Below are 13,953 nucleotides of genomic sequence, written 5' to 3' on the forward strand. Positions count from 1 at the left end.
AACGACGGGAGTTAATCCTTAAATAAATCTCCAATTCCGTTAATCATCCCGCCGTTACCGGACTTTCCCATGTTAGCTGCGATTTTACCTGCCAATCCGGCGATAGTCATAGTTTGCAGCCAAATTTTACCTGGGCCACGCAAGGTTGTTAAAAATAAACCTTCTCCGCCAAAAATGATATTTTTAATGCCTTTTACACGTTCGATACTCATATCTACAGAGGATTCGTAGGCTGCAACATGGGCTGTGTCCACCTTTATGACTTCCCCATGCTGTAGATTCATCTCAGCTACTTCACCGTCTATCTCTAAAAAGACCATTCCGCGACCGCTTAGACGCTGCATGATGAAGCCTTCGCCACCAAAAAAGCCTGTGCCTAATTTCTTTTGAAAATGAATGGAGACATCAATGTTTTCTGTTCCTACCAAAAAGGCATGCTTTTGGGCGATAATCTCGTTTCCAGGATGAATGGTTACGGGAATTATTTTGCCGGGAGCTGCAGGTGCAAAGGCAATCATTCCTGGCGTATGTAAGGCTTCAAAAAATGTGAATGTTAATGATTCTCCAGAGAAGGCGCGTCCAAGAGATTTGAGCATGCCACCCTTAAAGCTGGTGTCCATTTTTATATTTTCGCTCATCCAAATCATAGAACCCGATTCAGTAAACAATCGCTCACCGGGTTGCAGGTTGAATTGGAGAGCCTGCATGGTAGAACCCATAATATGATATTCCATACGTTACCCACCTTTAGTTGATTTCAACGGGATTATAAGGTAGTTTTCAGAAACATTCCACAAAAATTTTATGGAAGGCATTTTCCGCCCCGCGAATATTTGTTATGCTGATGATGTCTAACTTCTCTGATAAAGGTTGGGAGTATTATGAATATCGCAATCATTGGTGGCGGGTCTGTAGGATTATTGTTGGCTGCCAGATTGTGTCTAGCAGGTTCACAGGTGCAGGTAATCACACGTACGCGACAGCAAGCGGATGAACTAACAAAGCACGGTCTACTATTGCACTCTTTACAAGGCGAACAGAAACGAATTCACATACAAGCCGTCTCGATGGAGGGTGACCTTCCGAAAGCTGATCTCTATGTGTTAGCGGTCAAACAGACAAGTCTTACTGAAGTATTGCCTGTTTTACGTAAAATTGATCCAAGTGCACGCGTCCTTGCTGTGCAAAACGGTATGGGTCACGACGATCATCTGAAGGAGGTGCTAGCTCTTAACCAGATTTATTTTGGTGTTCATACGGAAGGGGCTCGACGACACTCTTACACGGAGGTAGAGCATACGGGTAAGGGGACGTGGCAGGTAGGTTCAATAATTGGACAAGAACAAAAGGCTCTTCCCTTAGATCCAGTAATCGAAGCATTCCTGTCTGTGGGAGAGGTAGCTGGGCTTGCCATCAAGTATGTTTCTGACATTTATGGGGTGATGTGGCGAAAATTAATGGCGAATGCTGTTATTAATCCACTCACAGCTCTATTTGAAATTCCGAACGGTGCGTTGCTTGAATCTGCAGAGACGATGGTTCTTATGAAAAGGCTATTCGTAGAGGCAAAAGAAGTCGCATCCTTCCACGGGCAAAAAATTGACGAATCAAGTTGGCAGGAAATTGTACAAATTTGCCGAAATACATCCAGAAATTATTCTTCGATGCTACAGGACCTGCTGAACTGTCGTCCATTGGAGATTGAAGCAATCAATGGCTATATTGTAAAGCAAGGAAGAGAGCTTCAAATAGCAACACCACACCAGGAGGCAGTATACAAAGCTACTCTCCTCAAAGCAGGCTTGATGGCCCAAAGGGGATAAGTCCATTGCTCTTTCTCTTTAAAAATTTTTGGGGCGTATTAACAATTTTTCCTTTCGTAGCTTTCATAATCACGTTCTTCACAGTATTTTTTTGGAAAAAACAGCAAAAAAAAGCTTTTACTTGGTCTGTGAATATTACGAATATTTTTTTAGTTGTTTCGGTCGCTCAGATCTATAAAGGGTTATGGCCTGAAGCGGTTTCTGCTTGGATACTAATTCTATTGTTTCTTCTTGGCTTGGCAGGAATGCTGTTCTATCTACAAATGAAGGTGCGCGGAAGGGTGTCGTGGAAGAAAATAGGTTCTGCTACCTGGCGAATCTCCTTTATTTTGTTCATGTTTACCTATTTCTGTCTTTTTTCAACCGGCATCTATAAAACGATGCAGGCCGCGCATGTTGGTTTGTCTATCATGTAACGAAGGTTGGTGCATAGGATGACGTTACCCATAGAGCTAATTGGAAACAAAATTAGGGCCGTTCGTAAGGAAAAAGGATATACCTTGGAAGTTATGGCCACAAAAACTGGTTTAAGCAAAGGCTTATTAAGTCAAGTAGAAAGAGGAATCTCTCAACCATCTTTGGAATCTTTATGGCGTATTACGAAAGCGCTTGAAGCGCCGCTCATTCACTTTTTTGAGGATGTGGAGCAAAGCCATATTCACGTGGTGCGTAAGGATAAGCGCAGACTTATGGTGTTTCCTGATTCCACTGGTACGTATTCGTTGTTATCAGGAGGCGGTGCTTCTAAGCTCGCTGTCATGGAGGTGCGGCTACAGCCTGGAGAGCAGGCGAAGGATGTCTTTGTCTCTCATGAGGGAGAAGAGTGTCTAGTCGTAATCGAAGGTCAGTTGCAGGTCAAATTGACAGAGGATGAGTATCAATTAGAAACAGGTGACAGCATCTATTTTGACAAGGCACAATTGCATACGGTTGCAAACGTGAGTGATGCGCTTACCGTTGCTATTTGGTCTGTCTCTTCGCCTCGGTTTTAAAAATGGATGATAAAAAATAAACTTGCAGGACACTTCACGGGAGGGGTCCTGTTTTTCGTGCTTGCTCGCCGTGTTATAATTTATAATAACAATTTGAAAGGGCGAAAGTAGGAGACGAATGAAAACTACAAAATGTTATGTACCAACAACAAATTCATTTCAAAACGATTTTCTAAAGGAAAGCCCCAAAGCTCTCTCCTTTTTTACATATGCTCCCTATGATCCTCAATCGTATGTTACTCGTATGCAGTATGTGTCTAAAAAACGCTATCCGCATCGCAATCTCTTGGCAGATGCTCTTTATGCCTATAACAAGGAAATTGGAAATCATGAGGTAGCTTTGCAAATGATAGAGAAGTTTCGTGAACCCAATTCCTTAGTCGTGGTAGCAGGACAACAAGCGGGGCTGCTTACTGGGCCTCTTTATACCATTTATAAAGCAATTGATGTGATTCAATTAGCGAAGCAGAGGTCAGCGCAATTAGGGGTATCAGTGATCCCGATGTTCTGGATTGCTGGAGAAGACCATGATTGGGAAGAAATCAATCATTTTTACCAACTGACACAGAAGAAGGAGCTTCGCAAAGTAAAAGTAAAGGCAAAACATATCAAGAAGCACTCCGCTACAGATATGAGAGTGGAACAAGCAGATATGCTGCGAGTCATTGAGGATTTCTTTGCAGAAGAGGCTGAGACAGACTATAGCGAGACAATCCGATGTTGGTTAGAAGAGACCGCGCAACGCTCGCATACATTAGTGGACTGGTTTGTGCAATTGATGGCGAGGCTGTTTGGTGCACATGGATTGGTATTCATCGAATCCTCCTTACCTACTGTCCGTCAGCTTGAGCAGCCTGTTTTTGAACAAATCATTCGAGAGAATAAGGAATTGAATGAGACATTGCTACAAGCGCAGGCAGACCTGAAAGAGTACGGATATCCTGAACAACTGGACATTTCACCACAGCAGGCGAATTTCTTTTTCTATGAACAAAAGGAGCGCTTGTTAATGGAGCGGGTCGAAGGAGGTTTTCAGAGCAAGGATGGAGGCAAGGTTTATACACAAGCAGAATTGCTGGCTATTTTACACGTCTCCCCAGAACGCTTTAGCGCCAATGTAGTGACACGTCCCTTGATGCAGGAGCATTTACTGCCGACCTTGGCTTTTGTCGGGGGACCTGGGGAAGTGGCCTACTGGGCATACTTTAAAAAATACTTTGCTGCTTTTGGCTATGAGCTACCGATTGTCTTGAGACGAACTTCGATCACGTTGATGGAGGGGGCTCTAGAGAAAATCAGAGAACAAAAGCAGATTAGCTATGAGACGCTGCTGAGTGGATTTGCGGATTGGAAAGGGAAGTGGCTACAATCACTGGATGATCACGGGTTTGCTCAGCGCTTTGAGCAGAAGAAACAAGAACTTGAAATGCGCTATCGTGAGCTGCTACAAGATGTAATCGCATATGATAAGGGTTTAGCTCAATTGGCACAAAAAAATGTAGAACGACTGGTGCAGGATGTTACTTTTATGCAAAACCGCACGGAAGAAGCCGTTCTTCGAAAACATCAAGTGGAAGTGGAGCGGGTTGTGCGTCTGGAGCAATCTATCGTACCGCTGGATAGCTGGCAGGAGCGGGTATATCCTATTTTTACATACCTGAATCGCTTTGGCCCAGATTTAGTGGATCGATTGCTGAATACGGACTTCGAGCGTGATGGCTCCCATCAAGTTGTCTATATATAAATATGATCTATGAAATAGAAAAAAACAGCGTTCTAGCAAATAGAGCGCTGTTTTTGTTATAAAAAAGGATATCCTAGATTCTGCGCTTGCAAACAAGGTAGGCTGTGTTGTAGAATCACCCCAAATCTATCGCTTGTCCGGGAGGTAAGTATGAAAGTAGTATTGCATCAAATTTCAAATAAAGTAGGATTGCGTGAAACCCAATTAGCAGAGGCGATTCATAATGGAGATGTCACAGGTGAAGTCCCTGAACAAAACCCATATTCAAAACTAGCCTGGGTTGATCTTTTATCGTTACAGAATTATATGGAGTGGTTATACGAACAAGATAAGATAACGGAGCAGAAATTTTTAAAAGGCGTTCGTCATATTGAACGAATGAAGCAGAAGCTATTAAAGTGACCTCCAAACGAAATGGATAGGCTGTGCGAACCTATCGTATATTACATCATACACTGCCAATATAACCTGCAAAAGAGGTGTAACTGACAGTGCAGAAGAAACGAATCGGAATTTTAACGTATAGAAATGGTAAACGCTTTGGCGAACCGTTATTTTTTCGTCATTTGCTAACAGAGGGAGAAAAGCTTGGGGCGACTGTGTTTTTGTTTTCACCAAATGATGTATTTGAATCAAAACGCCAAATTAGAGGATTCGTTCCTGGGCCTGATAAGACATGGAAAAGTAAAATGTTTGATTGGCCTGATATCGTAATCGACCGCTATCGATATTATCCGAAACCTCAGCATAAGGACTACCTTGCTTTCCGCAAGCGTCCGTTGTTTACCTATGCCAATAGTCGGTTTAGTTCTAAATGGAATGTATATCAGGTGTTAAATCAACAGCCCTCTATGCAGCCATGGTTACCGGAGACGTTTGCCTATGATAGGGAAGTATTAAGCAATATGCTGCAAAAGTACCCGCTGATTTATGTGAAGCCAGCTCAGGGAACGGCGGGTCGTAGTATCCTGCGTATCAAAAAGACCTCTTCGGGTTATGATCTATTGGGAAGAGGGCTACATTTAAATAAGGTGAGTCACAAGGTAAAGACGCGGGCTGAACTTCATCAGTATGTAAAGGAATGGGTAATAACGGAGAGACTGGGCGAAGAGATTTTTCTTATTCAACAAGGCCTGCAGCTTGACTTGATACCAGATCGAACCGTTGACACACGCATTCTTATTCAAAAGACGGGATCGGGAGAGTGGGAAGTAACAGGTCTTGGTATGCGTATAGGCGGAGTCAAGAGCTCTACCTCAAATCTACATGGAGGAGGGCTAGCAAAAGATGTGCGAAAAGTGCTTACAGACTGTTTTGGTGAATCTGCGGCAACCAAAATTATACGCAACTGTTACTCGCTCGCTCATCAAACAGCAAAAGCGGTGGAATCCTACTATGGACGCATGATTGAATTGGGATTAGATGTAGGAATTGACGTATCAGGTCGACCTTATTTAATCGAAATTAATCCGAAGCCTGGACGCGACATTTTTCGAAAATTGAAACGTAACAAGGTCTATCAAAAGGCAGTCATGCGTCCTATTCAATATGCACTGTATTTACTAAAACAACAATAAATTTCCCAGCCTGGATCATACAGTATGGTGAACTGCACAAAAATTCAGCATAAAAGGGTGATGTAATTCCTACCTATGTGGTATGATATAAAAGAAGACGGGTTCACATTTACAGAAGGAGGGTTTTTAGCAAATGACAATGGTTCAAGAAAGCATCGTAAAAGACATCGCCCTAGCACCTAACGGCCATTTAAAGATTGATTGGGTAAAGGAACATATGCCGGTGTTAAACCGAATTAGAGAACGCTTCGAACAGGAAAAACCATTCGCTGGTAAAAAAGTAGCAATCTCCCTTCATTTGGAAGCAAAAACAGCTTATCTGGCAAAAGTGATTCAAGCAGGTGGTGCTGAAGTTACGATTACCGGATCTAATCCTTTGTCAACACAAGATGATGTATGTGCCGCTTTGGTGGAAGATGGTATTCGCGTATTTGCTAAATACAATCCATCCGAAGAAGAGTATAAAGAACTTCTCATTAAAACGCTGGAAACTCGTCCTGATTTTCTAATTGACGACGGTGGGGACCTTGTAACACTTTTACATGGAGAGCGCCGTGATCTATTAGAGAATGTAAAAGGTGGAGCGGAAGAAACCACTACTGGTATTCTACGCTTGCGTGCTCTTGAAAAAGAAGGGAAGCTTGAATTCCCGATGGTAGCTGTTAACGATGCTTATTGCAAGTATCTGTTTGACAATCGCTATGGTACAGGTCAATCCGTATTTGACGGAATCAACCGTACAACAAACCTAGTTGTTGCTGGTAAAACTGTAGTGGTTGCGGGCTATGGCTGGTGCGGTAAGGGTGTAGCTATGCGCGCAAAAGGTTTGGGTGCAAAGGTTATCGTGACAGAAATTGACGCAATTAAAGCTGTAGAAGCATACATGGACGGCTTTGAAGTAATGTCCATGGATGAGGCAGCTAAGCTTGGTGATTACTTCGTTACAGTAACGGGTAATCGCGACATTATCCGCAAAGCTCACTTTGAAAGCATGAAGGATGGAGCTATTTTATCTAATGCTGGCCACTTTGATGTCGAAGTAAATAAAGTAGAGCTGAACGATATATCGACAAGCAAACGTGTTGTTCGTAAAGATATCGAAGAATTTGTCCTGCAAGATGGTCGTAAAATCTATCTGTTAGCGGAAGGTCGTCTTGTGAACCTAGCTGCAGGTGATGGACATCCTGCTGAAATTATGGATATGACCTTTGCTTTGCAGGCAGTAGGACTTGAATATGTTAGCAAGAACTATGAGGCAATCGGTAAAAAGGTATTAAACGTACCATATGAGCTAGATGAAACAGTGGCTCGCTATAAATTGGAAGCGCTTGGAAAGAATATCGACAAATTGACGCCAGAGCAAAAAGAATACTTAGAAAGCTGGGTCGAATAGGTAAGAAATTCGCTGGGATATGGCATCAAAAAATGAAGAAAAAAACCTGCTGACAAACGGCAGGTTTTTTTTCTATAATAAGAAGAGGCAAGAAGTGGGGAAAAGTGGGGGAGAGTGGTATCTCTCGGAAGGAAAGTGGGGAAGTTGGAATGTTCATGGGTGAGTATCAGCATAACATCGATGACAAGAACCGTCTGACAATCCCAGTTAAATTCCGTGATATGCTGGGCTCGTCCTTTGTTGTAACCCGCGGCCTTGATCGTTGTTTATTCGTCTACCCGATGGAAGAGTGGAAGGCGTTAACAGAAAAACTTAAATCTCTGCCATTTACCAAAGCTGACGCTCGGGCGTTTACCCGTTTTTTCTTTTCTGGTGCTACTGAATGTGAGTGGGACAAGCAGGGAAGGGTAAACATACCACCCCATTTGCGAGAACACGGCCGTTTACAGAAAGAATGTGTTATTATTGGCGTGCAGAATCGCATGGAAATTTGGGGCAAGACAGAATGGGATGCGTATTCTTTGGAACAAGAGCAATCTTTTGGCGAGATTGCTGAAAAGCTCGTTGATTTTAATTTGTAGACTCGGGAGTGACGTTATTTTGTTTCACCATGTAACCGTACTATTACAGGAAGCCGTAGAAGGATTACATATTCGTCCTGATGGAATATATGTGGATTGCACTTTAGGTGGAGCAGGACACAGTACTTTAATTGCTTCAAAGCTAGGTGATCAGGGTAGATTAATTGCCATTGATCAAGATGATGTAGCACTTGCAAACGCCAAGGAAAAACTACAGGCGTATCAAGATAAAGTGACTTTGGTGAAAAGTAACTTCCGCTATCTCAAGGATGTTGTGCAAGATTTAGGTCTTGATGGCGTAGATGGCGTTTTGTTTGATCTAGGTGTATCTTCTCCTCAGTTAGATGTAGAAGAACGTGGGTTTAGCTACAATGGTGACGCCCCGCTGGATATGCGCATGGATCAGCAAGCCGACCTATCTGCTTATGACGTCGTAAATGAGTGGGAGGAAGCTGCGCTATCCAAAATCATTTTTGAGTATGGTGAAGAGAAGTTTGCCCGGAAGATTGCCCGGCAAATCATCCTGCATCGTGAAAAAGCGCCGATTGAAACAACAGGACAACTGGTAGAGATTATTAAGGAAGCTATTCCAGCTCCAGCTCGGCGTACAGGACCTCATCCGGCGAAGAGAACCTTTCAAGCCATTCGCATTGCCGTAAACGATGAATTACATGTGTTTAAGACGGCTGTTTCAGATGCTATTGACATTTTGCGTCCGGGTGGCAGAGTGAGTGTTATTACTTTCCATTCCTTAGAGGATCGTATTTGTAAGCATGCTTATTTAGAAAAAGCGCAAGGCTGTACATGCCCGCCTGGGTTCCCGCAATGTGTATGCGGTAATGAACCGATTGTTAAGATTATCACCAGAAAGCCATTGCTACCGTCTGAAGAGGAGCTTGCGGATAATCCACGTGCCAGATCGGCTAAATTGCGTATTGCTGAGAAGAAATAACACATTAGTATAAATGAACACCGAAGAAGGAAGCCAGTTATACTTAGTAGGGGGGGACTAAGTTGAGTTATTATTCCCGTGGGAATTTGGCATATGAAGTAAATAGACGTTCTCCATCTCCGAAAAAGATGAAGCGTACTGTTAAAATCAGACCCGGGGTACCCACAAGTGAAAAGTTGATGTATTTGTTGCTCATCTTTGCTTTAGTCATTGCTACAAGCATTATAGGCTTCCGTTATAATCAGATTTCGCAAAATAACTATCAGATTCAGGTATTGACAAGAGAGATCGCCAAAATCAAGGGCGAGAATGAATCGATGCAGTTAAAAGTGGATGAAATGAGCAATCCCAAGCGTATTAGTATTGAGGCGGAAAAAATGGGAATGGTCCTTGATATGAAATCAGTCCGCAATATGGGTGGCATTTCTATGGAAGAAAGTAAGGATAACAAAAAAGACGAAAAAACCAAACAAACCGAAAAAGTCCAATAATGTTACTCGCGCAATAAGGAGTAGCATTTTCTTTTTTGTCAGAGAGGAAGAGGGAGAGGCTCGTGACAACAAAAAAGCGAATGAACAAGCGAATTTTACTTGTGGGAATGGGAGTTTTTCTTGGTTTTATGCTTTTGACACTACGCCTGTGGTGGGTACAGGTGGTAAACGCTAGCTGGATTATGGAGAAAGGTAAGGGGCAGTGGAATCGTGATATGACCTTAAATCCGAAACGCGGGAGCATTCTAGATCGAAATGGGGAAGTTCTTGCTTTTGAGGGACGGGCCTATCTAGTGGAAGCCCAGGTGCGTCCTAAGAAATTGGCAAATGGTCAAAACGACACGGATGATTATGTAAAGGACCCCATGATGACGGCGATGAAATTAGCTACCGTGATAAATGAACCGCAGTCCAAAATTTTGGAACGTCTTACTAAGAATCCGAATGCAATATGGGTTAATTTAGGGCCTGAAGCCTCCAAAATAAGCTTGGAACAAAAGGAAAAAATCTTAGCTATGCAATACCCTCTTGATGAAAAAGGGGTTAAATCCAAGCAAAATCAATTACCCGGGATCAAAATCTCAGAAACCACCAAGCGCTTCTACCCAAAAGGTAAATTCGCCGCTCATGTCTTAGGATTTCTCAATGCTGAAGGAATACCTGTAATGGGGATTGAACGACAATTTAAGAATGAATTAAAGGGTGAAGAAGGTACTTTAAAGATGGTGAAGGATGCGCTAGGCTATCCGTTGCCAGATGGGCAAACAGAATTTAAAGCTGCAAAAGATGGTCAAAATATCAAGCTTACCCTTGATGATCAGATACAAACATACGTAGAAGAGGCATTAGATAAAACAGATGCGGCATTTCACCCAAAAGGAATGTCAGTAATTGTATCTGATCCGAATACGGGCGAAATCCTTGCGATGGCAAATCGTCCGCAGCATGACCCTAACAATTACCGTTCTATCGTCAATTATATGAATTTCGGTGTGAGCTATACGTTTGAGCCAGGTTCAACCTTTAAGATTATTACGCTCGCAGCTTCTATTCAAGAGGGTGTGTTTAATTCTAATTGGTCCTTTACATCAGGACATTATAAGGCATGGAAGACTGGAGCGGCTATCTATGATCATAATCGAATTGGATGGGGCACGATTACCTATTTAAATGGTGTGCAACGTTCCAGTAACGTATTATTTGCTATGCTAGGTAACGAAAAGCTGGGACAAGCTAAGCTTGAGCATTATTTTAAAGCCTTTGGTTTTGGGGAAAAGACAAACATTCAGTTACCTGCGGAAGAAGTAGGGAACTTAACTAACGTTGAAAAGATTAATAAATTTTCACCGCGTGACTTGGCTGTTACTCCGATTGGACAAGGGGTAACGGTAACACCGATCCAGCAGGTCATGTCTGTGGCCGCTATTGCAAATGGTGGTAAATTAATGCAGCCACTCATTGTAAAAGAGCGTATCGATCCACGGACGGGTCAGGTAATCGAGCGGTATCAGCCTAAAGAGGTTGGACGTCCGATCTCAGAGGCAACGGCACGTGAAACGCGTAAGATTTTGCAAACGGTCGTTGATGGCGATATAAAGTCAGGAGCGACTGGGCGTAACTTTAAATTGCAGAATTTTAGCGTGGCTGGGAAAACCGGTACAGCACAGAAGTATAACGAACGAGGAAAAATCATTGATAATAAATATATCTTCTCCTTTATTGGATTCGCTCCCGTGGAGAATCCAAGACTGGTTGTTTATATTGTAGTCGATGATCCAGGGGGCGGGGCATCCTATTCAACGGCTAGTAGGGATGTAGTTGCGCCGATGTTCCAAGCGATTATGGAGAAAAGCTTGCAATACTTGCAGGAGAAGCCAGATCGAAGTGCCTTGGCTGCTCAAGCTACTGTGGTAGAGGAAAAACGACTACAAGAATCCACTGTACCTCAACTTACAGGTATCCCGTTAAAGGAAGCGAAGGAACGGGCGAAGCAGGCTGGTTTTAAGGTAGAAGTGGTTGGGCAGGGAACCAATGTGATTAATCAAATTCCGGCTCCGTATGAAAAAGTAGGTAGTACCACGACCATACTGCTTGCCTCCGATGGGAAAGCCTCAATGAAAATGCCTGATTTTAAGGGGAAATCGTTGCGGGAAGTACTAGAGTATGGCAATTTGCTAAATATTGCAGTAAGCGCTACTGGTAGCGGATATGTAGTGGAACAAAACGTAGAAGCGGGTACAATCCTGACAGGAAAAGAGACGATTCAAGTGAAGCTGTCTCCTACATATGTGTCTGTAGACAAGTAGTTCTAACACTCCTCTTTGGCGAATAGGGTAGGAAAAGACAAACCTTATTGGCAGGGAGGAGTGTTTGCTGTATGCGGGTTTCCAATGTTACCGTGCGTCGGCGCATATTCATCGCACTCGTGGTGGGAATATTCTTGTTTATGGCGATGGTTTCTCGGCTTGGCTACATCCAATTAGTGCAGGGTCAATGGTTGCAGGATGAAGCTAATGACCTATGGAGCCGCAATGTCAAATTTGAAGCAAAACGCGGTAACATCAAAGACCGACATGGTGAGGATTTGGTGAAAAATACAACGGTTCCCTCCGTGATGGCCATACCGGCACAAATAAAAAATCCTGAAGAGACAGCTAAGAAGCTCGCGATTATTTTAGGGCAGTCAGAACAAAAGATACTTACGGAAATAAGCAAACGTTCCCAAATGATTGTACGAGTTCCAGGTGGACGAAAAATAACACAGGAAAAAGCGAAGGAAATACAAGCTCTTGCCCTGCCAGGAGTAAAAGTAGCAGACGATTCAAAGCGTTTCTACCCAAATGGCTCGTTCTTAGCGCAGGTGCTTGGTTTTACTGGAATTGATAATCAAGGTCTAACTGGATTGGAAAAGATGTATGATAAAATATTAACGGGTACGCCAGGGCATGTATCCTTTCCTGCAGATGCGGGTGGGCGGGCTATGCCGGGACACGCGGAGAAGTATGTGTCACCAGTTAATGGCATGGATATGTACCTAACCATTGATAAACAAATTCAGACCTTTATTGAGCGTGAACTAGATCAGGCGATGGTTGCTTATCAGCCAGATGATATTCTGTCGATAGCGATGAATCCAAAAACTGGTGAGATTCTCGGAATGGCTAGCAGACCTACCTATAATCCAGATCGTTATTTAGAGTTTGCACCAGATATTTATAATCGTAATTTACCGATCTGGAAAACATACGAACCAGGTTCTACATTTAAAATCGTTACATTAGCAGCATCCTTAAATGAAAAAGTTGTTGATTTGAAAGAAAGCTTTTTTGATCCAGGTCATATAAATGTAGCTGGGACATTCTTACGTTGCTGGAAGAGGCAAGGGCATGGTTCAGAAACGATGCTAGAAGTAGTAGAGAACTCCTGTAACCCCGGGTTTGTGGCAATGGGGCAACGTCTTGGTAAAGAAAGGTTGTTTGAATATATCAAAAATTTTGGTTTCGGAAAGAAAACCGGCGTTGATTTAATTGGAGAGTCAAATGGAATCTTGTTTAAATTAAGCCGTGTTGGGCCCGTTGAATTAGGCACGACATCGTTTGGGCAGGGAGTATCAGTAACACCGATTCAGCAGATGGCAGCCGTCTCAGCGGCAATCAACGGCGGTAAGCTAATGAAGCCCTACATTGCCAAAGAGTGGAGGGACAGTGTAACGCACGATATTGTCGCTCGTACAGTACCCACTCAGGTGCGTCAGGTTATTTCCGAGGAAACATCTAAACAGGTGCGTAGCGCATTAGAAAGCGTTGTTTCTCGCGGAACCGGGCATAATGCCTATATTGAAGGCTATCGGGTTGGTGGAAAAACGGGTACTGCCCAAAAATCCGTCAATGGACGTTATGCAGCGAATGAATATATTGTATCATTTATTGGATTTGCTCCTGCAGATGACCCGCAGATTATCGTATACGTAGCTGTTGATAATCCAAAAGCACAAGCATTTGGAGGTACGATCGCAGCCCCTGTTGTCAAAAATGTGTTAGAATCCAGTCTGCCTTACCTTAATATAGAAAAACGCCCTAGCGATATTGAGCGAGAAATTGCTTACGGAGATAAAAAGTATGTGGAGGTGCCTAATTTAATCGGAATGGCCATCAATGAAATTGCAAATTCATACTATACAATGCCATTAGAAGTTTCTGGAAAGGGAACTCATGTGATTAAACAGTCTCCGAAACCAGGAATAAAGGTGGAGGAAGGCTCAAAAATTCGCGTCTACCTTGGTGACAAAACGGCCAATTAGCTATACAATAGATGTTCGTAGAGGGAGATAGCTTTTTATCTCCCCTTCTTATCGCATTTCTACTTTTGAAAAGAAACATCTTTTGTCTATACTAGTTGGA

General features: G+C 43.0%; 13 protein-coding genes. 12 read left to right on the forward strand and 1 reads right to left on the reverse strand.

Annotation, left to right across the window (positions count from 1 at the left end; all coding sequences use genetic code 11):
* Positions 1 to 11: 11 nt before the first annotated feature.
* The gene (locus tag O0550_RS03195; RefSeq protein ID WP_003336673.1) at positions 12 to 734 is read right to left on the reverse strand and encodes a TIGR00266 family protein; all 723 of its coding nucleotides are present in this window, start codon (positions 732 to 734) and stop codon (positions 12 to 14) included.
* Positions 735 to 881: 147 nt separating this feature from the next.
* Between O0550_RS03195 and O0550_RS03200 the strand changes: the two genes are divergently transcribed.
* The 12 genes from O0550_RS03200 (at position 882) to O0550_RS03255 (ending at position 13,853) form a co-directional block, all read left to right on the forward strand.
* On the forward strand, positions 882 to 1,823 hold the full coding sequence (locus O0550_RS03200) for a ketopantoate reductase family protein (RefSeq protein ID WP_258425618.1): 942 nt from the start codon (positions 882 to 884) through the stop codon (positions 1,821 to 1,823).
* Between the two features lie 5 nt (positions 1,824 to 1,828).
* Positions 1,829 to 2,239, forward strand: a complete 411-nt coding sequence (locus tag O0550_RS03205) for a DUF3397 family protein (RefSeq protein ID WP_003342626.1) — start codon at positions 1,829 to 1,831, stop codon at positions 2,237 to 2,239.
* Positions 2,240 to 2,257: 18 nt separating this feature from the next.
* On the forward strand, positions 2,258 to 2,815 hold the full coding sequence (locus O0550_RS03210; RefSeq protein WP_101668760.1) for a helix-turn-helix domain-containing protein: 558 nt from the start codon (positions 2,258 to 2,260) through the stop codon (positions 2,813 to 2,815).
* A gap of 118 nt (positions 2,816 to 2,933) precedes the next feature.
* Positions 2,934 to 4,559, forward strand: a complete 1,626-nt coding sequence (gene bshC, locus O0550_RS03215) for a bacillithiol biosynthesis cysteine-adding enzyme BshC (protein WP_258425619.1) — start codon at positions 2,934 to 2,936, stop codon at positions 4,557 to 4,559.
* A 150-nt stretch (positions 4,560 to 4,709) separates the two neighbouring features.
* Positions 4,710 to 4,961, forward strand: coding sequence for a hypothetical protein (locus tag O0550_RS03220; protein ID WP_022584289.1), 252 nt, complete (start codon positions 4,710 to 4,712; stop codon positions 4,959 to 4,961).
* 89 nt (positions 4,962 to 5,050) lie between these two features.
* Positions 5,051 to 6,136, forward strand: a complete 1,086-nt coding sequence (locus O0550_RS03225; protein ID WP_258425620.1) for a YheC/YheD family endospore coat-associated protein — start codon at positions 5,051 to 5,053, stop codon at positions 6,134 to 6,136.
* A gap of 133 nt (positions 6,137 to 6,269) precedes the next feature.
* Positions 6,270 to 7,529, forward strand: a complete 1,260-nt coding sequence (locus tag O0550_RS03230; protein ID WP_003342637.1) for an adenosylhomocysteinase — start codon at positions 6,270 to 6,272, stop codon at positions 7,527 to 7,529.
* A gap of 149 nt (positions 7,530 to 7,678) precedes the next feature.
* Positions 7,679 to 8,110 carry a division/cell wall cluster transcriptional repressor MraZ gene (mraZ, locus tag O0550_RS03235; RefSeq protein WP_003336683.1) on the forward strand — a complete coding sequence of 144 codons (432 nt, stop codon included), beginning with the start codon at positions 7,679 to 7,681 and terminating at the stop codon, positions 8,108 to 8,110.
* A gap of 19 nt (positions 8,111 to 8,129) precedes the next feature.
* The gene (gene rsmH / locus O0550_RS03240) at positions 8,130 to 9,062 is read left to right on the forward strand and encodes a 16S rRNA (cytosine(1402)-N(4))-methyltransferase RsmH (protein WP_022584292.1); all 933 of its coding nucleotides are present in this window, start codon (positions 8,130 to 8,132) and stop codon (positions 9,060 to 9,062) included.
* Between the two features lie 62 nt (positions 9,063 to 9,124).
* Positions 9,125 to 9,553: a cell division protein FtsL gene (gene ftsL / locus O0550_RS03245; RefSeq protein ID WP_003336685.1), complete on the forward strand. Its 429-nt coding sequence runs from the start codon at positions 9,125 to 9,127 to the stop codon at positions 9,551 to 9,553.
* Between the two features lie 62 nt (positions 9,554 to 9,615).
* Positions 9,616 to 11,859, forward strand: coding sequence for a PASTA domain-containing penicillin-binding protein (locus O0550_RS03250; RefSeq protein ID WP_258425621.1), 2,244 nt, complete (start codon positions 9,616 to 9,618; stop codon positions 11,857 to 11,859).
* 71 nt (positions 11,860 to 11,930) lie between these two features.
* Entirely contained in the window at positions 11,931 to 13,853 is a 1,923-nt protein-coding gene (locus O0550_RS03255) for a stage V sporulation protein D (protein ID WP_003342647.1), read from the forward strand.
* Positions 13,854 to 13,953 lie beyond the last annotated feature (100 nt).

This window comes from Brevibacillus halotolerans (assembly GCF_026891775.1).
Taxonomy (GTDB): Bacteria; Bacillota; Bacilli; order Brevibacillales; family Brevibacillaceae; genus Brevibacillus_B; species Brevibacillus_B halotolerans.